Source organism: Agromyces sp. Soil535, assembly GCF_001428255.1.
Classification (GTDB): domain Bacteria; phylum Actinomycetota; class Actinomycetes; order Actinomycetales; family Microbacteriaceae; genus Agromyces.
This window is the reverse complement of the sequence record NZ_LMRW01000024.1, coordinates 314,311-334,838: the sequence shown is the minus strand read 5'-3', so window position 1 is coordinate 334,838 and position 20,528 is coordinate 314,311. Positions and strand designations below refer to the sequence as shown.

Below are 20,528 nucleotides of genomic sequence, written 5' to 3'. Positions count from 1 at the left end.
CCGGGTGCGGCGGGCCGGGTCACGCCTCGTCGGCGGCGTGGGGCGCGGTCGTCGTCGCGGAGGCAGCGGGCAGCAGGGCGATGACCTCGGCGCTCGTGCCGGTCTCGCCGAGTTCGGGGAAGGCGAGTTCGACGCTGTTCACGTGCGCCGCGAGGGTCGAGTCGGTCATCGCGTCGGTCGCGAGGGTGACGTGGTACCCGTGCGCGTAGGCGGCGCGCGCGGTCGACTCGACCCCCTTGCTCGTCGCGATGCCCGCGAGCACGATCTGCGTGGTGCCGGCGGCCTGGAGCTGCTCGTGGAGGTCGGTGCCGTGGAACGCGCCCCAGGTGCGTTTGACGATGCGGATGCCGCCGCCCTCGAGTTCGGGGACGAGATCCATGAAGCCCTCGGGCAGTGCGGCGGGTGCGGGGCTCGCGACGGCGGCGGAGCGCCCCGCTTCGGTGCGGCCGGGGGCACGGCCGGCAGCCGTGACGAGCACGACGGGCAGGCCGCGCTCGCGGAACGCGTCGGCGAGTTCGGCGGCGCGTGCGACCACCTCGCGGGTGTCGTGTGCGGCCGGGCGACCGGCGATGCCGTTCTGCAGGTCGATGACGACGAGGGCGGACGTGGGGTCGATGGTGCTGAGGGACATGCGGGGTTTCCTTCGCGGTGTTCGAGTAGGGGCGGATCTCAGGGGGCGAGCAGGCGGTCGAGGAGCCCGATCGCGTCGGCGAGCCGCCGCTGCTCCTCGGCGTCGAGGCGGTCTCCGATCGTGCGGACGAGCCAGTTCTCCTTCGCCCCGCGGGCGATGAGGATGAGCCCTTCGGCGCGGTCGCTCAGCGAGAGGAGGGTCGCGCGGCCGTCGTTCGGGTCGGGCCTGCGGTCGACGAGGCCGGCGGCGACGAGGTCGGCGACGGTCGCGCTCATCGACTGGGGGCGGACCCCCTCGAGGCGCGCGAGCTCGGAGGTGGTGAGGGGCCCGGCCTCGCGGAGGCGTCGCAGCACGACGGTCTGGGCGAGGTTGAACTCCTGCAGGCCGGATTCGACGCGCAGGCGGCGGTCGAGTCGGTGGACGGCCAGGCGCAGCGCGGCCGCGGTCGCGTCGAGGTCAGGGGAGTCGCTCATGCCGGCAATGCTACCGCAGATATACAGGTGAACTGTGCAGTTATCCTGCGTATTCGCGGAGCGAATCCGATGCCCACTCGCCACGAGCGCAGCCCGCGACCCAGGGGTTGACATCCGCCTGCCAGCATGGTTGGTTAGTTACACAAGTAACTAACCAACGAAGTTCGACACCAGAACTTGCATCAAGACCAGACAGGCCGGAATGGACGAATCGCGACCGATCTTCATCCAGATCGCAGAACAGGTCGAGAACGACATCATCGACGGCGTGCTCAAGGAGGACGAGCAGATCCCGTCGACGAACGAGCTCGCGGTGTTCTACCGCATCAACCCGGCCACCGCGTTGAAGGGGGTGAATCGCCTTGTCGACGACGGCATCGTGGCGAAGCGGAGGGGGATCGGCATGTTCGTGACCCTCGGGGCCAGAGCCCGCCTCATCGATCGTCGACGGGCCGACTTCGCCACCGAGTACATCAGGCCGCTCATCGTGGAAGCCGAGAAGCTCGGCATCGACATCGACGAACTCGCGGGGCTCCTCCGCGCAGAAAGGATCGAATCATGACCCGCACCGTGGTCCGTGGGAGCGGACTCACCAAGCGCTACGGCTCGTTCACCGCGGTCGACGCGGTGGACCTCACCCTGCAGGAGAACCGCATCTACGGCCTCCTCGGGCGGAACGGCGCCGGCAAGACCACGATCATGCAGCTGCTCACCGGGCAGCTCTTCCCGAATGCGGGCGAGCTCGAGGTGTTCGGGCGCGAGCCCGCCGAGCACGCCGACGTCCTGCGCCGGATCTGCTTCATCGGGGAGGCGCAGCGGTACCCCGAGAACTTCACGCCGACGCACGTGTTCAAGGCCGCGCCGTGGTTCTTCGAGCACTGGGATGCCGGGCTCGCCGAGCGCCTCGTCGCCGACTTCCGCCTGCCCGTGAAACGACGGATCAAGAAGCTCTCGCGCGGCCAGCTCTCGGCGGTGGGCGTCATCGTCGGCCTCGCGTCGCGGGCGCCGATCACGTTCTTCGACGAGCCGTACCTCGGCCTCGACGCCGTGGCGCGGCACATCTTCTACGACCGCCTGCTCGAGGACTACGCCGAGCATCCGCGCACGGTCGTGCTCTCCACGCACCTGATCGACGAGATCGCGAACCTGCTCGAGCACATCATCCTCATCGACCAGGGCCGCATCCTGCTCGATCGCGACGCCGACGAGGTGCGCGGCTCCGCCACCACGGTCGCCGGCGCCAGGGCGGCGGTGGAGTCGTTCGTGGCCGACCGGCCGGTCATCGGGCGCGAGGGACTCGGCGGGCTGGCATCCGTCACCATCGACGGCCGCCTCGGAAGGGCCGACCGCATCAGGGCAGCCGAGCTCGGCCTCGAGCTCGCGCCCGTCTCGCTCCAGCAGCTCATCGTCCACATGACCGGCACCGAGCTCGATGCCGACACGACCGAAGAGGAGGCCGCAGCATGACCGCCGTCGCCGCAGCGCCGATCGCCCGCACCGAGGCTCGTTCGCGAGTCGACGAGATCTGGCGCATCGTGCGCCTGCACGCCATCAACCCCTCGATCTTCTTCGGGGTGCCGTGGCTGATCCTCGGCGGCGCGTGGGCCGTGAGCATGGTCATCGCCGTCATCGTGGGCAGCGCGAACGCCTCGCCCGAAGACCTCGAGGGCATGCGGTACAGCTGGGCGGTGCTCTCGCCGCAGTGGTATCTCGTGGTCGTCGGCGTGCAGGCGATCGGCCTCACCTTCTCGTTCGCGCTGGGCTTCGGCGCGACACGACGGGATTTCTGGCTCGGCACGAGCCTGATGTTCGTGCTCGTGTCCGTCGAGATGGCCGCGGCCATCGCCACCCTCGTGCAGGTCGAGATCGCCACCAACGGTTGGGGCATCGGCGTGCACATGTTCGACGCTCTCTGGTACGGGCAGAACTGGCTCGTCGACTTCTACACCACGTTCGCGCTGCAGCTCCTCGTGCTCTTCATCGGCGCGAGTATCACGACGGTCTACATGCGCTGGCGCATGCCCGGCATGATGATCCTCCTCTTCGGCGGCATCGTGCTCGTGCTCGCGGCGGTCGCCGCCCTCACGTTCACCCAGAGCTGGCCGGCGGTCTTCGACTGGTTCGCCGCGATCGGCCTCGTCGGCGTCTTCACGGTGCTCCTCGTGAAGGCGTTCGTCTGGGCCGTCGCCTGGTACTTCGTCATCAGGCGGGCCACGCCGCGTTGATCGGGCGCGCACAGGCCGCGGCGCGGCATCCGGTGGGGTCGGATGCCGCGCCGCACTCGTATGGGCGGGTGGGGGTTTCGAGACGGCGCTGCGCGCCTCCTCAACCCAAGGCGATGTCATTCCTGAGGATGACGCTCGCTCGCCCGAATCCGTCTCCGGTCCGACGCGCCGTACGGTGCCGCCGCGGGAGGCTCGGAGCATGAGTTCCTTCGTGATCGAGGCAGTAGGCCTCAGCAAGTCATTCGGGTCGACGCATGCGCTCGCGGGCGTCGACCTCTCCGTGCGCACTGGCGAGTCGCTCGCCGTCATGGGTGCGTCGGGTTCGGGCAAGACGACGCTGCTGCACTGCCTCGCGGGGATCACCCGCCCCGGCGCCGGGACGGTCGGCTTCCTGTCCGGCGCAGGGCGGGTGGTGGTCACGGGACTCAGCGAGCGCGAACGTTCCCGACTGCGCCGAGAGGCGTTCGGGTTCGTCTTCCAGCAGGGGTTCCTCATCCCGGAGCTCACCGCGGTCGAGAACGTCGCGCTCGCACTCATGCTCAACGGGATGCCGCGTGCCCGCGCCGAGGAGCACGGCCGCGGCTGGCTCGTCGCCCTCGGCCTCGCCGGCATGGAGGACCGCCGCATCGGCCAGCTCTCAGGCGGCCAGGCGCAACGCGTGGCCATCGCCCGCGCCCAGGTGACCGGGGCATCCGTCGTGTTCGCCGACGAGCCCACGGGCTCGCTCGACTCCGCGACGTCGGCCGACGTGATGCAGGCGCTCCTCGACTCGACCACCGGACAGGGTCGCACGCTGGTCGTCGTCACGCACGACGCCGAGGTGGCCGCCCGATGCTCCCGCATCGTCGACGTGCGCGACGGCCGCATCGTCGGGGAGCGGGTGCCCGCATGATCGCCCGCGTCGCATGGCTGCTGGCCCGGCCGGGATCGGCCGGCGCCGCGGCATCCGTGCTGCCCGTGACCGCGTTCGGCATCGTGACCGCCCTGCTGCTCACCGTCATCGGCGGCGCGCAGACGTTCTGGACCTGGACCGACGACGATGGCGTGCTCTACCAGGCGCTCGCGGTGATCGCGCTCGTGCTGCTCGTCGTGCCGCTCGTGTCGCTCGGGGGAGCGGCCGCGGGCCTGTCAGCGCGGCGCCGTGACGATGGGCTCGCCACCCTGCGCCTGCTCGGCGCGACGCCCGCGATGGTGGCGGCGCTCGCCGTGATCGAGTCGGCCGTGCTCGCGCTCGTGGGCGCGGTCGCGGGCGTCGCGGTCTACCTCGCCGGGGTGCCGTTGCTCGGGCTGATCGCGTTCCGCGGGGAGGCGCTCGGGGCATCCGGGGTGCTGCTGCCGTGGCCGGCGCTCGTGGTGGTGCCGTTCGCGATCGGCGCGCTCGCCGCAGTGAGCGCGGTGCTCGGGCTCCGCCAGGTCGTGATCTCGCCGCTCGGCGTGCGCACCCGGCAGGAGGCGCCGCGCCTGCACTGGGTGCGCGTGGTGGTCGGCCTCGCGGTCGTCGCGCTCGCCTTCGGCGTGATGTCGGTGCTGCGAGTCGCGCCGAGTGCGATGGTGTTCCTCGGCATGCTGGCGCTCGCGTTCGGCGGCTCGCTCGCCGTGCTGAACCTCATCGGGCCCTGGGTCATCCGGCTCATCGCGAGCGGGCAGGCCAAGCGCGCCAAGACGCCCGCGCGCCTCATCGCCGCGCGCACGGTGCTCGAGTCGCCGAAGGGCGCGTGGCGTCAGGTCGGCGGGGTCGCGATGACCAGCTTCATGGCGGTCTTCGCAGGCGCGGGCGTCGCCGCGCTCGAGGCGTTCGGCACCGCCGGGGACGCCGAGTCCGAGCTGCTCATGGCCGACATCCGCACGGGCATCCTCATCACGGTGGTCGGGTCGTTCCTCATGGTCGCGTGCTCGGTGGGCGTGAAGCAGGCAGCGGGCATCCTCGACCGGGGCGACCTGTACCGCAGCCTCGACATGCTCGGCATGCCGGTTGGCACCATGGATGCCGCGCGCCGGCGTGCGGTGATGTCGCCGCTGCGCATCACCGCGATCGGCTCGGCCCTCACCGCGGCCGTGGTCATGCTCCCGCTCACGGGCGTGACGCTCATCGTCGCCCCGGCGTCGCTCGTCGTCATCGCGGGCGTGCTGGCGGCGGGGATCGGCATCGTGTGGCTCGGGCTCCTCGCCACACGTCCGGTGCTCGCGCGGGCGGCATCCACCGCGGGGTGAGCGTCGCCCGGGGCGCGGGTAGGGTCGAAGCATGACTGACGGGTCCTTCGACGAACGGGATGCCGCGATGAGCGAGCTGCTCGGCATCCGCTCGAGCATCGACAACATCGACGCGGCCCTCATCCACCTGCTGGCCGAGCGCTTCAAGTTCACGCAGCAGGTGGGGCGCCTGAAGGCCGCGCACGGGCTGCCGCCGAGCGACCCCGATCGCGAGCGGCGCCAGATCGCCCGGCTCCGCGCGCTCGCGATCGACGCCCACCTCGACCCGGCGTTCGCCGAGAAGTGGTTCAACTTCGTCGTGGCCGAGGTGATCCAGCACCACGAGGAGCTGGCCGGCAACGGCGGCACCGGCGACGGCCTGTGAGCTGGTACCCGCTCCCGCTGCCTCCGCAGACGGGGCGCCGCTACCTCGTGACCGGCGCGAACGCGGGGCTCGGCTTCTTCACCGCGGCGAGGCTCGCCGGCGCGGGCGCGCACGTGGTGCTGAGCGGGCGCAGCCCCGAGCGGTTGGATGCCGCGGCGGCGGCGATCCGCGGGGCCAGGTCCGCGGCATCCGTCGAGACGCTCGTGATGGACCAGTCGTCGCTCGATTCGGTCGCGGCGGGCGCCGAGCGGCTGCTGGCCGACGCCCCCCTCGACGGCATCGTCGCGAACGCCGGCATGGTGCACACCCCCATGACGCGCCGCGAGTCGGTCGACGGCAACGAGCTCGTGCTCGCCACGAACATGCTCGGGCACTTCGCCCTGTTCGAGCGGATGCTGCCGCACCTCGCCGACGCTGCCCGCGTGGTGTCGCTCGGGTCGCTGTCGACGCGGCTCTCGACGTTCCGCGTCGACGACCTGCAGCTCGAGCGGGGATACGACGCCTGGCGTGCCTACGCCCAATCGAAGATCGCGTCGCAGGCGGTGGCGTTCGAGCTCGACCGACGGCTTCGGGCCGCGGGGAGTCCCGTGGTGAGCGTCGTCGCACATCCCGGCTACTCGATCAGCGGCCGCACCCCCACCGTGCCGGGCGTCAACGAACCGAGCCGTGGCACCCGCTTCGCCGATGCCCTGCAGGCGGCATGGGCGCAGGGCAAGCACCGCGGCGCCGAGGTGGTGCTCCATGCGCTGACGGCCCCCGGCGTGCAGGGCGGCCAGTTCTGGGGCCCGCGCCTCCTCGTCCGCGGCGACCCCACGCTCCAGGCGCCGACGCGGGTCTCGGCCGATCCGACGATCGGAGCGCGTGTATGGGCGTTCGCCGAGCAGGCGACGGGCCGGCCGTTCACGGTGGCCGGATGACGCCCGAGAGCCGCAAGGGCGGCTGGCTCTCGCCGCGCGTGAAGCTCCTGCTCGCGCGCATCGTCGTGGCGGTCGGCATCGTACTGGCCGTGATCGCGCTCGTCACCGCCCGCTGGGGGTTCCTCTTCGCCGGCATCATCCTCGTCGGCCTCGGCGCCGCGATGGGTCCGGCGCGACGCCGCTCCTGAAGCGGCGCGACGCCGCTCCTGAGGCCGCGCGCGTCCCGCGCGGCTGAAGCCCGCCGCGCGCGGTTCACCTGCGCGCAACCCCTGCTTCGGGTGTCGTTGGCGACCGGTGCCTAACGTCGACGCAAGGTATCGCGGGCGCTCGCCCCCGCGCGGCGGAGCGGCCCCGCCCAGCCGGGGTCGCCATGAGGAGGCCCAGCCATGTCCAGGCACACCACGGTCGTCGACTTCATCGACGGGTTCGACGACGTAGACGAACACGACATCGACCTGCTGGTGGACCTGCTCGGCCTTGCAGGCGCGGGCCGTGGGATCCTCGGTCGTCTCGGCGGCGCGCGCGCCGGCCGTCGCCGGCCGTAGGCGGTCCCGCGTGCATACGATCCAGCGGGTCGGCGCCCTCGACGTGATCGTGAGGCCCTCGCCGGTCGCCATGGTGTGGAACGAGCCGGGGCGACCGCACGACGCGCTCGCGGCCCCTGGGATCCGGCTCTCGCCGGGCGAAGCGCTCGTCGAGGTGGAACTCGCCACCATCTGTCCGTCCGACGTTCGCACGGTGCACGGCGAACAGCCCGCGCACACCCCCCTCGTGCTCGGCCACGAGCAGGTCGGCCGGGTCGTCGCGGTCGGTGAGGGCGCCCGCCGCGCCGACGGCGTGCCGCTCGAACTCGGCGACCGGGTCGTCTGGTCGGTGACGGTGAGCTGCGGCGAGTGCGACCGCTGCACGCGGGGGCTGCCACAGCAGTGCCGCCACCTCGCGAAGTACGGCCACGAGCGCGTGCACCGCGGGTGGGAGCTCTCCGGCGGATTCGCCACTCACGTGCAGCTGCGCGTCGGCACCGAGATCGTGCGGGTGAGCGAGGATGTCCCGAGCCGCGTGCTCGCGCCCGCTTCGTGCGCGACGGCGACGGCCGTCGCGGCGCTGGACGCGGCATCCGCCCGGCTCGACCTGGCCGGGGCCCTCGTGCTCGTCACCGGCGCCGGACTCGTGGGTCTCACGGTGGCGGCGATGGCCGTCGAGGCCGGCGCCGAGGTGATCGTGTCCGATCCGGATGCCGCTCGGCGCGCGTTCGCCCGCGGCATCGGCGCCGTGACGGTCGACCCCGCTGCACGGTCGACATCGACCGAGCGACTCGACACGATCCTCGCCGCGTTCGAGCAGCGCGGATTCCCCGAGGTGCTCGTGGCCGTCGAGGCATCCGGGGCGCCGAGCGCGGTGCGCACCGCGATCGGGTCGCTCGGTGCGGGTGGCGTGGCGGTGCTCGTGGGCAGCGCGCCGCCCGGCTCCGAGGTGTGCCTCGACCCCGAGTCGCTCCTGCGGCGCCTCGTGACCGTGTCGGCGGTGCACGACTACACGGGTGCCCAACTGCGTCGCGCGGTCGGGTTCCTCGAGCGCTCGTGGCGGCGGGTGCCGTTCGACGAGCTGGTCGGCGCGACGCATCCGCTCGCCCACCTCGACGAGGCGCTCGCCGAGGCGGCGACGGGGCAGTACGTGAGGGTCGGCGTCGCGCCTGGGCGACGGCCCGTGTGAGCCGCCGGGCGCCGCGCCACGTGGGGGCGTGACGCGGCGCCCGGTTCGGGGCAGCATGGGGGGATGATCAGCAAGGAGCTGGCGCTCGCGCTCCGGGAGGCGGGCCTCGCATGGCATCCGGACTCGGGCGATCGGTTCCAGCTCGACCTGCCCGAGAGCGTCGAGGCCGAGGCCGAGGCAGACATCTTCACCGTGAGCGAGATGACGATCGAGGCGCGCCGCTACCCGACCGGCACGATCCTCGCGTTCAACGGCACGACCGAGTGGGCGCTCGACTCCGTCGCGCTCGCCGACGCGGTATGGCTGCCGCGCGAGGACCAGCTGCGGGAGTTGCTGCGCGCGACGTTCCGCTCGCTACGGCGGGTCGACGACGCATTCCAAGTCGAGATCGAGCTCGCTGGGGAGCAGGTGCGGTTCGAGCACCCCGACGTCGCCGAGGCATACGGAATTGCGCTCCTCGAGCTGATCGGCAGGTCGCGGTGACGGATGGCGCAGGTGCCTCGGATGCCTCGGCGGCGCACGCCGCAGTGGCGCTGGCGGCGTCGGCGGTCGCGAAGGCCGTGGCGGTGCTCAGTGCCGGCGACGCGCGCACGGAGGCGCTCGCGGAGCTCATGCCCGAACGCCGGGTGCTCGGCATCGCCCGCGCCGCACGGATGACGCCGCTCGGCAGGGTCTGGCGGCTCGGCGTGCTGCTGCTCGACGCCGACGGCGGGGTCTACGCGATTGGCCGCGTCGTGCGCGCGGAGCGTCCTTCGAGGCGCAGCGTCACCGCGGACGCGGTCGCCGAGCAGCGGTCGCTCCGCGCGGCTGCGATCAAGGGCGGCTTCCCCGAAGGGGAGACCGTGAACTTCGCGGCGAGGGCCATCGACTTCGGGGAGCTCGCTCGCGCCGGGGCATCGGGCCCGCTCGTGCTCAGCGATGCCTACGGTGGCGGTGGCAAGGTGCTCGTGCGCTGGAGCCCGACACAGCCCGACGCCCTCATCGGGTTCGCGGCCTACCTCGCCGATCGCGTCGACCTGCTCGTGCACCCGCCCGAGGGCGCGTAACCGGGCTCGCGCCTCGGTTCTGTCATTCTGAGCAGATGCGCTACCGACCTGCGACTCTCGAAGATCTCCGCGACGTGCAGAGCATCGAGCGTGCAGCAGGCGAGGCATTCCGGAGCATCGGAATGGACGAGATCGCGGATGATGCGCCGATCGCCGCCAGTGAGTTCGAGCATTGCATCGCCCGCGGCGACGCCTGGATCATGACAACCGACGACGGCTCCCCGGTCGCATACCTGCTGCTCGAGGGGGTCGATGACGCGCTGCACGTCGAACAGGTCACGGTGCATCCGTCGTACGCACGACGCGGATACGGCGCCCAGCTCCTCGAGGTCGCGCGAAGACGCTCGGTCGAATCCGACGTGGCGGTGATGACACTCACCACCTTCCGCGATGTCCCGTGGAATGCGCCCTACTACCTGCGACTCGGATGGACGGAGCTTCCGACGAGCAAGTGGGGCCCCGAGCTCGCGAAGAAGGTGGAGTCGGAAGCCGCCCACGGCCTCGCCGCGTGGACCAGGGTGGTCATGCATCGGCGTACCGACGATTGACTGATCGGATGTCCGCGCTGATCGCTCCTGTTCGACGCGTCAGAGCACTCGGAGCCTTGGCGGTGTTCGCGTGCCTCGCCCTCGGGCTGGGGCTGCAGCTTGTCGACCGATCCCCCGTCATCGACGTGCTCGGCAGCATGCTCTACGTCGTTCTCGTCGGCCTGCTGGTCCTGCTCATCTGGCCGGCGCTTCCGGGACTCGCGGTCGCCTCGATCGCGCTCGCGACGGCGATGATGGTCGAGCTTCTGCAGCTCACCGGCATCCCTGCGGCTGTCGTCGCCGTCCTTCCTCCCGCTCGCCTCGTCTTCGGCAGCGCGTTCGACCCGCTGGATCTCGTGGCCTACGTGGGTGGTGCGTTGTTGCTGCTGCCACTGCTCCACGTGATCACGCAACAGGCTCGGCTGCCACCTCGTCCGCGGTGAGGTCAGCGCGGGTGGTCACCTGCGGTGTGCGCGATCGAGCGCCTGGAGGTGGCGAAGGAAGTCGTCTCGCTCACCCTCGAGTGCGGCGAAGTACCGGAGGTCGGCGGCCTCGACCGCGGTGTTGGCCTTGCTTGCCAACGCGGCGCCCATGGTGGTGGGGGTGAGCGCTCGGGCGCGGCCGTCGGTCGGGTGGGGGCTCCGCGAGATGAGGCCCTTGCCCTCGAGCACGCGCAGCACCTGGGAGGTCATCATCACGTCGGTGCCCGCGTGGTCAGCGAGATCGCGCTGCGTGACAGGTGAGGCACGGTCCATCCATGTCAAGGAGGCGAGGAGGACGAACTGAACGTGGGTGAGGTCGAACGGCGCGAGAGCGGCTCGAATCGCGCTCTGCCAGGTGTTGGTGACGCGCCAGAGAGCCAAGCCGGGACTTTGGCCGGCATCGGAGTAGGCGGTCTCGAGTCGTCCGACCACAGTTCCGTCCGGTCACAGTTCCATGTTGTCGCGGATCAGGGCGACATCATGCGCGTCCAGGGGAAGGAGTCCCCGCCGCAGCTGGTACCCCCAGTTGGGTTGCGTCGTGAGGTGAAGATCGCTCCGGAGGGTGTCGAGTGGAACGGGGGAAGTGTCGGCGTAGCGGACGCGCCGCCGGTACGGCTTGAACTCGCCCTCGTCTGCCCGCCAGATCTCATCGTCCGCGATCACCCCGAGGGCGGTGAACTGACGCAGGGGCACACGATCACCCAAGCGCTCGACGGGCGAGTAGTACACGAGGGTGTCACCGGCCTTCATCCGGTCGAGCCCGGCTCGCTTGCCGTGGCCGATCTGGGCGATGCCGAGCCCGACCCCACGGCGCACGTGCTCAGCGGAGACGACTCCCAGCCAGCCGGTCACGGTCGGGCTTCCACGAGCGCGACGAGTCGGTCGAGGTCCTGCTGAACGGATGTGGCGAAGCGGCCACCGACGACCTTCGCCCAGACCGAGGCGAGCACGCCGGTCATGGTGACGTTCACCTCGAGGTGAGTCACCCCATCGACTTCGGCTGCCGTGTGCTGGAAGTCGAGCCGTGCGCCCGGGAACGACGTCGTATCCGTGTACTCGGCGTCCGGTCGGAGCGCCTTGACCTGGAACCTCACGGTCGGTCCGCCCTTCGGTTTCATCGATCCGCGGGAGCCCACGATGACCGGCTCCTCGATCCGGACCCATTCGGTGTCCGGCGACCACTCCGACCAGGTCGCGTGGTCGAGCCAACGGGCGAAATACGCCGACGGACGTGCGGTGGAAGTGGCGGTGCCTGCGCCGAGCTCGATCATGTGATTAGTATGCGCGCTTACTAGTATCCGTGCAAGTGCGCGTCCGTGCCGGTGCAGCGCCGACCGGTGGTGGTGGATCACGCCGGCATCGGGGATGTACGACTGCCCGCGAACGCGCGCCAGAGCAGCGGCGCCGTGCCGAACACGACGACGGCGAAAGCGGACTGCGTGACCAGGCCGAACAACGTGAGTTCACCCGTGACGGCCGCCACCGTCCAGTTCACGGACACATCGGCGGCCATCACGAGGCATCCGACCACGACACCGGCCCGCCGCCGCAGCCAGAGAAGTACGACCGTGAGCGGGTCGAGCAGGGTCAGCGACACCCAGAACAGCCGTACGCCCGGCGGGAAGCCCGCGTAGACATCGGCGCCACCGACCACCAGGTCGACGATGTGCGTCGTCGTGCCGACCAGGAAACCGGTGGTCCAGGCCAGTAGCGCCACCATGGCCGCGGTGGATGACTGCGGGCGGGCGGCCACCTCAGCGCTCGCCGTCGGCGCCGCGCTCGGAGCCGCCGCCGTGCTCCTGCTCCTGGATCGACTCGATCACCGAGTCCTGCAGGCCCTTCTGGCCGGTATGCAGTTCCTGGTATGTTTCGCCGGCGCCCATGATCGGGCCGAACGCGGCGCGCATCCGTTGTCCACGAGGCGCCCTCACTGCACGTACCGTCATCCCGACGACGAGCGCCGCGGCGAAGAGCCCGGCGACGATCGGAAGCACGAGTTCCATGGTCAGAACCCGTACGCGGTGATCGCGCGGAGCGCGCCCCCGCGGCTTCCGTCGAGCACCCAGCGTTCGTGGTGCACGACGTTGGGCGGCAGGTCGTCGAGGTCGAACCACCGGAGCTCGGCGGCCTTGTCCTCGAGCGCGGTGGGCGTGCCGCTCCACAGGCGACAGGCGAAGAAGAAGTCCACGCGCTGGTCGATGGCCAGCCCGGTGGGCGCAGTGCGGTGCATCGTCGTGAGCGGGGCGAGGTCGTCGACGGCGATCTCGATGCCGAGCTCCTCGGATGCCTCGCGCACGGCCGCCGTGAGCACCGACTCGCCGGGATCGACGTGCCCCGCGGCCGACGCGCCCCACCAGTCGTCGTAGTATCCCGTGTTCGCGCGGAGCTGCAGCAGCACGCGGCCGCCGTCGAACAGGAACACGTAGGCCGCGGGGATCAGGCTGAACGATCCGTGCGCCGCGGCGTAGTCGGCGGGGTAGTGCTCCCGCTCGTCCACGCCGCTCATGGGGTCACCGAGTCCCGGCTCAGTACCCGACGATCGGGCCGAACGCGTCGGCGAGCGGCGCACGGTTCACCGTGCGGAGCTCGTCGACCGGCACGGTGAACACGCCCTGCACCTCGAGCGAGCCGGATGCGGCATCCGTCACCCCGATGCGACGCACCGGGTACCCCCGGCCCTCGCAGAGGCCGCGGAACTTCACGTCGTCCTCGCGGGGGACCGACACGATCACGCGACCCGTCGACTCGGAGAACAGCGCCGTGGCGGTGTCGATGCCGGCGTCGTGCACGACCTCGTCGAGCACGATGCGCGCGCCGACGCCGAAGCGGCCGACGGCCTCGGCGAGGGCGACCGCCAGGCCGCCGTCGGAGAGGTCGTGTGCCGAGTCGATGAGACCCTCGAGCGCAGCCGCGGCCAGCAGCTCGGCGAGAGCCTTCTCACGCCCGAGATCGACCGCAGGCGGCCGACCACCGAGGTGGTCGTGCACGACGCCGGCCCACGCGGAGCCGTCGAGCTCGGCCGCAGTGTCGCCGAGGAGGTAGATGTTGTGGCCGTCGTCCTGCCAGCCCGACGGGATGCGGCGAGCGACGTCGTCGATCACGCCGAGCACGGCGATCACGGGCGTCGGGTGGATCGGCACGTCGCCGGTCTGGTTGTAGAACGACACGTTGCCGCCCGTGACGGGGATGCCGAGTTCGAGGCACCCGTCGGAGAGGCCCTCGACCGTCTCGGAGAACTGCCACATGACCTCGGGGTTCTCGGGGGAGCCGAAGTTGAGGCAGTCCGAGACGCCCATGGGCTTGGCGCCGCTGACGGCGACGTTGCGGTACGCCTCGGCGAGCGCCAGCTTCGCGCCCTGGCGCGGGTCGAGCTGCGAGTAGCGGCCGTTCGCGTCGGTCGCGATCGAGACGCCGAGTCCCGACTCCTCGTCGACGCGAACCATGCCCGCGTCGTCGGGGTAGCTGAGGGCCGTGTTGCCGAGCACGTACTTGTCGTACTGGTTCGTGACCCAGGCGGCATCCGCCTGGTTCGCCGAGCCGACGAGGGCGATGAACTGCTCGCGCAGCGCCTCGGGAGTCGAGGGGCGCTCGAGGCCGGATGCCCCGTCGGCCTGCAGCGCGCCGAGGTACGACGGGTACGCGACCGGACGCTCGTACACGGGGCCGTCGATCGCGACGGTGCGCGGGTCGACGTTGACGATCTCCTGGCCGCGCCACGTGATCGAGAGGCGGCCGGTCTCGGTGACCTCGCCGAGCACGCTCGTCTCGACGTCCCACTTCTTCACGACCTCGAGGAACCCGTCGAGCTTCTCGGGACGCACGATGGCCATCATGCGCTCCTGGCTCTCGCTCATGAGGATCTCCTCGGGCGTGAGCGTGGGGTCGCGCAGCAGCACGTCGTCGAGCACGATCGACATGCCGCCGTCGCCATTGGAGGCGAGCTCGGAGGTGGCGCACGAGATGCCGGCCGCCCCGAGGTCCTGGATGCCCTCGACGAGGTCGCCCGCGAACAGCTCGAGGCAGCATTCGATGAGCACCTTCTCGGCGAACGGGTCGCCGACCTGCACCGCGGGGCGCTTGGTGGGGCCGCCCTCGGCGAACGTGTCGGATGCGAGGATCGACGCGCCGCCGATGCCGTCGCCGCCCGTGCGGGCGCCGAAGAGCACGACCTTGTTGCCGGCGCCCTTCGCGTTCGCGAGGTGCAGGTCCTCGTGGCGGAGCACGCCGACCGCGAGCGCGTTCACGAGCGGGTTCGCCTGGTACACCGGGTCGAACCAGGTCTCGCCCCCGATGTTCGGCAGGCCGAGGCAGTTGCCGTAGAAGCTGATGCCCGACACGACGCCGTGCACGACGCGAGCGGTGTCGGGGTGGTCGATGGCGCCGAAGCGCAGCGCGTCCATGACCGCGACGGGTCGCGCGCCCATCGAGATGATGTCGCGCACGATGCCGCCGACGCCGGTCGCGGCGCCCTGGAACGGCTCGATGTAGCTCGGGTGGTTGTGCGACTCGATCTTGAACGTGACCGCCCAGCCCTCGCCGATGTCGAGCACGCCGGCGTTCTCGCCCATGCCCACCATCAGGTGCTGCTTCATCTCGGGCGTGACCTTCTTGCCGAACTGGCGAAGGTAGATCTTCGACGACTTGTAGGAGCAGTGCTCGCTCCACATGACCGAGTACATCGCGAGCTCGGCGCTCGTCGGCCGGCGGCCGAGGATGTTGCGGATGCGCTCGTACTCGTCGGGCTTCAGTCCGAGCGCCGCGTACGGCTGCTCCTTCCCGGGCGTGGCCGCGGCGACCTCGACGGTGTCGCGCACCGGCGTCGGGGTCGTCGCGTTCGGGGCAGCGGTCGTGGCGGGTGCTTCAGTGGTCACGAGTGGCGAGCTCCAGAGAACGGCGGCGAGCGGATGCCGCGGGCGGATGCCTGACCCGAGAAGTCTACCCGTGCGCGCGCGCCGCTCACGGGCGCGCCGCTCAGCCGGCGGCGCGCTCCTCAGCCGAGGCGGGCGCCACTCAGCCGGCGAGCGGCACCGCCGCCGCGGCGCGATGCGACCCGGCTCCGACCGTGGAGCCCGCCTCCGACCGGCGCCTTCGTTCGGCGAGGTGTCGGCCGACGAGATGACTCGGCGCGATGTTGCCCGCTCGCGGGCGTTGCTCGGGGTCGAGATGCGACGGCGGAATGAACCAACTGCGTCGGTCTCGGATCACGATCCCCCATCCGTCGTCGTGGACGCGATGGTGATGGTGGCTGCAGAGCATGATTCCGTTCGCGAGATCCGTTCGCCCGCGATCGCGCTTCCACCATTCGATGTGGTGCGCCTGCGTGTGCGACGGCGGTCGCTGGCACCCGGGCCACGCGCATCCGCCATCGCGCTCGACGAGCGCGACCTTCTGCGCAGCGGAGAAGAGCCGCGCCGATCGGCCGAGGTCGAGCACCTCGGAGCCGCGACGCACGAGCACAGGCGTGACCCCGGCCGACGCGATGAGCTCGCACGCGGTCGCTGCGGATACGGGCTGGTCGACGCCGTCGATCGTGGCATGCCCGCTGCCGGACTCGAGCGACTCGACATCGATGCGCGTGACGACCATGGCGGACCGAAGTGCCGCCGGCGCATCGACGCTCGAGAGCGAGAGCCGGGCGATGTCGGCGAGGGCGTCCGCGTTCATCTGCGCAATCGTGCGGTCGTCGGCGAGTGCGGCGTCCCCAAGCTCGGGATCTTGCGGCCCGTCTTCCGACCAGTCTTCGCCGAACGGTCGCTTGGCATCGCGGGCCCGGCGGAGTTCCGCGCCCACGAGCGTCTCGATCGCGAGCTTGATCGGTGCGCCGTTCGCCGGGTCGAACGCGCCGCGGAGGTTGATCATGCCGCCCGCGTCCTCCCAGATGGAAAGCGCTCGACGTGCCCGCAGCTCGTCTTCGCGTGGCTTGACGCCGTCGGGATCGAGGTGCGCCTCGAGCTGCTTGACGAGCCGCGTGAGGCCGTCGATGCCGACGACTGGTGCCCGATCGACGAGCAGCTCCTCGGCGGCCTCGACCGCATCGCGATCGACCGCGGGAGCGACACGGTCGAGGAACCGACGGATCACCTCGGCCGCCGCGACGCAGAGCACACCGCGCTCCAGCGCCGTGGCGACGTGCGGGTGACGCGGCGGGAGCGGTGCGCCCGAGAACGACTGCCGCCGACTCGTGGCCTGGCCCACCGTGACGAGCCGTGCGGCATCCGAGTACCGGCCACCCGTCGTCTGCGCGATGAGGCGCTCGGCCGATGCGTGCCCGTGTCGTCGCGCGAGATCGGCGTCGCCACCGCGCGATCGCTCGGCGAGCCCGGCTGCACACCGGGCCTGCAGAGCCTCGACACGGCGGCCGAGGCGAGCAAGCGCCTCGGTGGTGCGCACGAGTCCGTCGTCGCTCATGGCGCCGATGTCGGACTCGGCGTCGAGCGACGAGCCGAGCAGCGCCCCCGCCCAGGTCTCGACCGCCGCCATACACGCTGCCTCCAGTTCGAGGAGGGCGGCGGGGGCGCTGGGCATGTCACGATTCTAGCGGGAATCGGACGAGTATCCGAAGAAATAGTCGATTGTGGAGAACTTCGAATCGGACGACATCCGAAGAAACGTTCGATCGGGTGAACTTCGATCTGAGCAGGCCCGAACGCGAATCAAGCCCGACTTCCGCCCAGCCCGACGCCGCCTCACTCCGCCCGCGAGAACGCCGACGCCCGCTCCACCTGTTCGCGCGTGAGCGGCACGCCCGTGTACCGCTCGAACTGGCGCGCGGCCTGCAGCGCGATCACCTCGGCCCCCGAGATCACGTGCTTCCCGGCCGCACGCCCCGCGACGATGAGCGGCGTCTCGGCGGGGAACGCCACCACGTCGAACACGGTGGTCGCCCGCTCGATGAACTCGGGCGCGAACGCCAGTGCCGCGGCATCCGCCCCGTGCATGCCGAGCGGGGTGACATTCACGATGAGGTCGAAGTCGGGCTCGGGGTCATCGGCGACCCACGCATACCCGTACTTCGAGGCGAGCGCCGGGCCGGCATCGGCATTGCGCGCGACCAGGGTCAGGTCGTCGAACCCCGCCCCGCGGAACGCCGCCACCACCGCCTTGGCCATGCCGCCCGATCCGCGCACGAGCACCCGCTGCGCGGGGTCGAGCCCGTGCTCGTCGATGAGCATCGCGATCGCCTCGTAGTCGGTGTTCGACGCGGTGAGCACGCCGTCGTCGTTCACGATCGTGTTCACCGACTCGATCGCCGCGGCCGAGGCCTCCAAGACGTCGACGAGCGGGATCACCGCCTCCTTGAATGGCATCGACACGGAGCATCCGCAGATGCCCAGCGCCCGGATGCCGCGCACCGCACCCTCGAGGTCGTCGGTCGTGAACGCCTTGTAGATGAAGTTCAGGCCCAGCTCGTCGTAGAGGAAGTTGTGGAAGCGCGTGCCGAGATTCGACGGGCGCCCCGCGAGCGAGATGCAGACCGACATGTCCTTGTTGAGGATGGGCATGCGTTCAATGGTGCCGGATGCCGCGGGCGGCCGCTCGCGCGACCCGTCACGCGCTGCCCGGCGCCTCGCGCCCGGCTCACGCCTCGCGGCCGCCGGGCGGGCCGACCACGAGCAGCGCCGCGAACACGGCCGCGACCCCGACGGCCGCGACGACGGTGAGAAGCACCGGCCGCGCGAGGAACCAGCGCAGCATCCGGTTCACCCAGCCGTCGTCGGCCGGATGGTCGGTGCGGTCGCGCCGCCACCCGCCCTCGAGCCGACCGCGCCGCACGAGCCGGAGCTCGAACGGGATCGTCGCGTAGGGCACGATCGCCGTGAGCACGGCGAAGGCGATGAGCCCGACGCTCCAGCGCTGGTTCACGCCCACGAGCACGGCCTGGAACGCGTACGCGAGGAACACGAACCCGTGGATCGACCCGCCCACGAGCACCGCGGCGTCGACGCCGCCGGCGTACTTCAGGACCATCGCGACGATGAGGATCGTCCAGGTGACGGCCTCGGCGAGGGCGAGCGTGCGGAAGAGGCGTTTCGGTGACAAGGATGCTCCAGGGTTCGGGTTCCTCCATGCTCGCAGGCCGCGCATGGGCGTCGCATCGAACGAACGATTGAGCGGATGCCGCGTGGCGGCGTGCGGCGGTACGATGTGCCTCGCCGGGACGGACGGCATCTGGGGAGGGGCCATGGCGAGCAGGAAGGGTCCGGCGGAGGGGTTGCCCGACGTGGTCGCCGAGCAGGTCGCCGTGGTGCTGCGTGCGTACCGCACCGAGTCGGCGGTCTACGGGGTGATCCTCGTCAGCACGCTGATCGCCATCGGGTGGGAGGCCGCGACCGACCTCGAGGTGCTGCTGTTCACGCTCGGCGCGGTCGTCGTGTTCTGGCTGGCCCATGTCTTCGCAGGCACGATCGCCCGCGAGGAGGTCGGCGAGACCCGATGGCGGTCGATCATCACCGCCGCCCGCGCGTCGGTGAGGCACTCCTGGGGCATGCTGCTTCCGATGGTGCTGCCGGCCGTGTTCCTCGGCCTGTCGGCCCTCAACGTGATCGACGAGTACGTCGGCTACTACCTCGCGCTCTGGGTCGGGGTCGCGGTGCTCGCCGTGATCGGCTGGGTCGCGTCGGCGCGGCGCGGCAGTCACTGGGGCTGGAACCTCTTCAGCGCGGCCGCCACCGCGAGCCTCGGCCTGATCGTCATCTGGCTGAGCTCGCTCGTGCACTGACCTGCGCGACGGCGGGTGAGCTCGGCGCGGCAAGCCCGGGGTGACGGATGCCGCGACGCCGTCACTCCGCGCCGGGTCGCCCGTCACGCGCCGCATCGAGCCCGATGAGGTACCCGGCGTTCCCGTGGAGCGCGGCCTCGTAGCGCAGCACGTCAGGCGTGCGTACGGCGTCGGCGACGAGGGCCAGCAGCTCGCCGACCGCGCCGTCGCTCCGGCCCGCCGCATGGAGCCCCAGCGCATGGAACACCCGCACCGACGGCAGGTCGGGCCATTCGGCGAGGGCCCGGTCGAGCACGGCGACGGAGTCCTGGTAGCGGCCGAGGAGGCGCAACGTGCTGCCGTACTGCAGCAGGCACCGGCGCAGCGTGTCGCCCGAGAGCCCGGCGGCGAGCGCGGCCTCGTAGTAGCCGGCCGCGGTCTGCTCGTCGCCGGCGGTGTCGTAGGATCCGCCGACCTCGTAGAGCACCTCCGGCTGGCCCGGGTGCTCGGCGAGCAGCGCGAGGAACGCGTCGATCGTCGGCTGCATGCGCTCGCGGTCGCGCATGCCGAAGATCTCGGCGATCGTCTCCTCGAGCTCGGGCGTGAGCGGTTCGGGCGGTTCGGGTGCTGGCACGTCGGTCATGGTTCCCATCCTGCCGCTGCATCCGCTCATCGAGGAGCACCGTGCCGAGTTGTTTTGAGTCATTCAAAACAACTGCTAGGGTCGCCGTATGGGTACTGCGACGCACCGCGACGAGGCCGAGGCGCACCTGCGCGCCGCGGGCCTCAAGGTGACGGTGCAACGCCTCGCCGTGCTCGACGCCGTCGCGGGCGCCGGTCACCTCGACGCCGACGCGGTGCACGCTCGGGTCGTGCGGGAGTTGCCAGGCACGTCGCTCCAGTCCGTCTACAACGTGCTCGGTGCCCTCACCGAGGCGGGCCTTCTGCGACGCATCGAGCCCGCCGGATCGGCGGGCCTCTACGAGCGGCGCATCGGCGACAACCACCACCACGTCGTCTGCACGCGCTGCCATGCCGTCGCGGACGTCGACTGCGTCGTCGGCGAGCCGCCGTGCCTCGTGCCATCGGACACCGGCGGCTTCGCCATCCACACCGCGGAGGTCACCTTCTGGGGCCTCTGCGCCGACTGCCAGCGGGAGGTCACCGGCTAGCCGGCGGCATCCGCTCGCCAGGCGCCCTGCGCGCCGACCGCCCGACCGGGGCGGTGCTCGTCGTGCCCG

At 71.2% G+C, this 20,528-nt stretch carries 29 protein-coding genes; 16 read left to right on the top strand and 13 right to left on the bottom strand.

From position 1 onward, the window contains the following. Positions 1–19: 19 nt before the first annotated feature. A complete protein-coding gene (locus ASG80_RS16840) occupies positions 20–631 on the bottom strand; it encodes an isochorismatase family protein (RefSeq protein WP_056732760.1) in 612 nt (203 codons plus the stop codon). A gap of 38 nt (positions 632–669) precedes the next feature. Then, the gene (locus tag ASG80_RS16835) at positions 670–1,104 is read right to left on the bottom strand and encodes a MarR family winged helix-turn-helix transcriptional regulator (protein WP_056732758.1); all 435 of its coding nucleotides are present in this window, start codon (positions 1,102–1,104) and stop codon (positions 670–672) included. 202 nt (positions 1,105–1,306) lie between these two features. Between ASG80_RS16835 and ASG80_RS16830 the strand changes: the two genes are divergently transcribed. The 14 genes from ASG80_RS16830 to ASG80_RS16770 all read left to right on the top strand — a co-directional run bounded on the left by ASG80_RS16830 (position 1,307) and on the right by ASG80_RS16770 (position 10,550). Further along, a complete protein-coding gene (locus ASG80_RS16830; protein WP_056732756.1) occupies positions 1,307–1,666 on the top strand; it encodes a GntR family transcriptional regulator in 360 nt (119 codons plus the stop codon). Continuing rightward, positions 1,663–2,571: an ABC transporter ATP-binding protein gene (locus ASG80_RS16825; RefSeq protein ID WP_056732754.1), complete on the top strand. Its 909-nt coding sequence runs from the start codon at positions 1,663–1,665 to the stop codon at positions 2,569–2,571. The genes ASG80_RS16830 and ASG80_RS16825 overlap by 4 nt, the downstream gene beginning before the upstream one ends. Beyond that, entirely contained in the window at positions 2,568–3,329 is a 762-nt protein-coding gene (locus ASG80_RS16820; protein WP_056732752.1) for a hypothetical protein, read from the top strand. The genes ASG80_RS16825 and ASG80_RS16820 overlap by 4 nt, the downstream gene beginning before the upstream one ends. Positions 3,330–3,528: 199 nt before the next feature. Further along, a complete protein-coding gene (locus ASG80_RS16815) occupies positions 3,529–4,221 on the top strand; it encodes an ABC transporter ATP-binding protein (protein ID WP_056732749.1) in 693 nt (230 codons plus the stop codon). Continuing rightward, positions 4,218–5,540, top strand: coding sequence for a hypothetical protein (locus ASG80_RS16810; protein WP_056732747.1), 1,323 nt, complete (start codon positions 4,218–4,220; stop codon positions 5,538–5,540). The genes ASG80_RS16815 and ASG80_RS16810 overlap by 4 nt, the downstream gene beginning before the upstream one ends. A 31-nt stretch (positions 5,541–5,571) precedes the next feature. Then, entirely contained in the window at positions 5,572–5,904 is a 333-nt protein-coding gene (locus ASG80_RS16805; RefSeq protein WP_056732744.1) for a chorismate mutase, read from the top strand. Beyond that, entirely contained in the window at positions 5,901–6,821 is a 921-nt protein-coding gene (locus ASG80_RS16800; RefSeq protein ID WP_056732742.1) for an SDR family NAD(P)-dependent oxidoreductase, read from the top strand. The genes ASG80_RS16805 and ASG80_RS16800 overlap by 4 nt, the downstream gene beginning before the upstream one ends. Next, positions 6,818–7,009, top strand: coding sequence for a hypothetical protein (locus ASG80_RS16795; RefSeq protein WP_056732740.1), 192 nt, complete (start codon positions 6,818–6,820; stop codon positions 7,007–7,009). The genes ASG80_RS16800 and ASG80_RS16795 overlap by 4 nt, the downstream gene beginning before the upstream one ends. Positions 7,010–7,207: 198 nt before the next feature. Then, the gene (locus tag ASG80_RS23680; RefSeq protein WP_156401898.1) at positions 7,208–7,366 is read left to right on the top strand and encodes a hypothetical protein; all 159 of its coding nucleotides are present in this window, start codon (positions 7,208–7,210) and stop codon (positions 7,364–7,366) included. 10 nt (positions 7,367–7,376) lie between these two features. Then, on the top strand, positions 7,377–8,534 hold the full coding sequence (locus ASG80_RS16790; protein ID WP_056732738.1) for an alcohol dehydrogenase catalytic domain-containing protein: 1,158 nt from the start codon (positions 7,377–7,379) through the stop codon (positions 8,532–8,534). Between the two features lie 63 nt (positions 8,535–8,597). Next, positions 8,598–9,017 carry a hypothetical protein gene (locus tag ASG80_RS16785; RefSeq protein WP_056732736.1) on the top strand — a complete coding sequence of 140 codons (420 nt, stop codon included), beginning with the start codon at positions 8,598–8,600 and terminating at the stop codon, positions 9,015–9,017. Further along, a complete protein-coding gene (locus tag ASG80_RS16780) occupies positions 9,014–9,580 on the top strand; it encodes a hypothetical protein (protein WP_056732734.1) in 567 nt (188 codons plus the stop codon). The genes ASG80_RS16785 and ASG80_RS16780 overlap by 4 nt, the downstream gene beginning before the upstream one ends. Positions 9,581–9,615: 35 nt before the next feature. After that, positions 9,616–10,128, top strand: a complete 513-nt coding sequence (locus ASG80_RS16775) for a GNAT family N-acetyltransferase (RefSeq protein ID WP_056732732.1) — start codon at positions 9,616–9,618, stop codon at positions 10,126–10,128. An 8-nt stretch (positions 10,129–10,136) separates the two neighbouring features. Then, the gene (locus ASG80_RS16770; RefSeq protein ID WP_056732730.1) at positions 10,137–10,550 is read left to right on the top strand and encodes a DUF2809 domain-containing protein; all 414 of its coding nucleotides are present in this window, start codon (positions 10,137–10,139) and stop codon (positions 10,548–10,550) included. A 15-nt stretch (positions 10,551–10,565) separates the two neighbouring features. Here the strand turns inward: ASG80_RS16770 and ASG80_RS16765 are convergent, their stop codons facing one another. The 10 genes from ASG80_RS16765 to ASG80_RS16720 form a co-directional block, all read right to left on the bottom strand. Beyond that, entirely contained in the window at positions 10,566–10,970 is a 405-nt protein-coding gene (locus ASG80_RS16765; protein ID WP_235508364.1) for a MarR family winged helix-turn-helix transcriptional regulator, read from the bottom strand. Positions 10,971–11,033: 63 nt separating this feature from the next. Further along, positions 11,034–11,441: an EVE domain-containing protein gene (locus ASG80_RS23675; RefSeq protein WP_056732727.1), complete on the bottom strand. Its 408-nt coding sequence runs from the start codon at positions 11,439–11,441 to the stop codon at positions 11,034–11,036. After that, positions 11,438–11,860, bottom strand: a complete 423-nt coding sequence (locus tag ASG80_RS23670; protein WP_056732725.1) for a hypothetical protein — start codon at positions 11,858–11,860, stop codon at positions 11,438–11,440. The genes ASG80_RS23675 and ASG80_RS23670 overlap by 4 nt, the downstream gene beginning before the upstream one ends. 77 nt (positions 11,861–11,937) lie before the next feature. Beyond that, a complete protein-coding gene (locus tag ASG80_RS16750) occupies positions 11,938–12,309 on the bottom strand; it encodes a hypothetical protein (protein ID WP_156401897.1) in 372 nt (123 codons plus the stop codon). Positions 12,310–12,343: 34 nt separating this feature from the next. Continuing rightward, positions 12,344–12,592, bottom strand: coding sequence for a hypothetical protein (locus tag ASG80_RS16745; RefSeq protein ID WP_056732720.1), 249 nt, complete (start codon positions 12,590–12,592; stop codon positions 12,344–12,346). 2 nt (positions 12,593–12,594) lie between these two features. Next, positions 12,595–13,095 carry an NUDIX domain-containing protein gene (locus tag ASG80_RS16740; protein WP_056732718.1) on the bottom strand — a complete coding sequence of 167 codons (501 nt, stop codon included), beginning with the start codon at positions 13,093–13,095 and terminating at the stop codon, positions 12,595–12,597. A 19-nt stretch (positions 13,096–13,114) separates the two neighbouring features. Further along, a complete protein-coding gene (gene purL, locus ASG80_RS16735) occupies positions 13,115–15,460 on the bottom strand; it encodes a phosphoribosylformylglycinamidine synthase subunit PurL (RefSeq protein ID WP_056732716.1) in 2,346 nt (781 codons plus the stop codon). Positions 15,461–15,599: 139 nt separating this feature from the next. Next, entirely contained in the window at positions 15,600–17,114 is a 1,515-nt protein-coding gene (locus ASG80_RS16730; protein WP_082590529.1) for an HNH endonuclease signature motif containing protein, read from the bottom strand. 161 nt (positions 17,115–17,275) lie between these two features. Then, positions 17,276–18,091 (bottom strand): shikimate 5-dehydrogenase, encoded by an 816-nt coding sequence (locus ASG80_RS16725; RefSeq protein ID WP_056732712.1) that lies wholly within the window; start codon positions 18,089–18,091, stop codon positions 17,276–17,278. Between the two features lie 76 nt (positions 18,092–18,167). Continuing rightward, the gene (locus ASG80_RS16720; RefSeq protein WP_235508363.1) at positions 18,168–18,629 is read right to left on the bottom strand and encodes a DUF3817 domain-containing protein; all 462 of its coding nucleotides are present in this window, start codon (positions 18,627–18,629) and stop codon (positions 18,168–18,170) included. Between the two features lie 142 nt (positions 18,630–18,771). On the opposite strand from ASG80_RS16720, the gene ASG80_RS16715 reads away from it, so the two are divergent. Beyond that, the gene (locus ASG80_RS16715; RefSeq protein ID WP_156401896.1) at positions 18,772–19,308 is read left to right on the top strand and encodes a hypothetical protein; all 537 of its coding nucleotides are present in this window, start codon (positions 18,772–18,774) and stop codon (positions 19,306–19,308) included. A 61-nt stretch (positions 19,309–19,369) separates the two neighbouring features. On the opposite strand, the gene ASG80_RS16710 is transcribed toward ASG80_RS16715, so the two are convergent. Further along, a complete protein-coding gene (locus ASG80_RS16710) occupies positions 19,370–19,930 on the bottom strand; it encodes a tetratricopeptide repeat protein (protein ID WP_056732705.1) in 561 nt (186 codons plus the stop codon). 88 nt (positions 19,931–20,018) lie between these two features. Here ASG80_RS16710 and ASG80_RS16705 point away from each other — a divergent pair, with 88 nt between their 5' ends. Further along, the gene (locus ASG80_RS16705; protein ID WP_056732703.1) at positions 20,019–20,459 is read left to right on the top strand and encodes a Fur family transcriptional regulator; all 441 of its coding nucleotides are present in this window, start codon (positions 20,019–20,021) and stop codon (positions 20,457–20,459) included. The last annotated feature ends 69 nt before the right edge of the window (positions 20,460–20,528 follow it).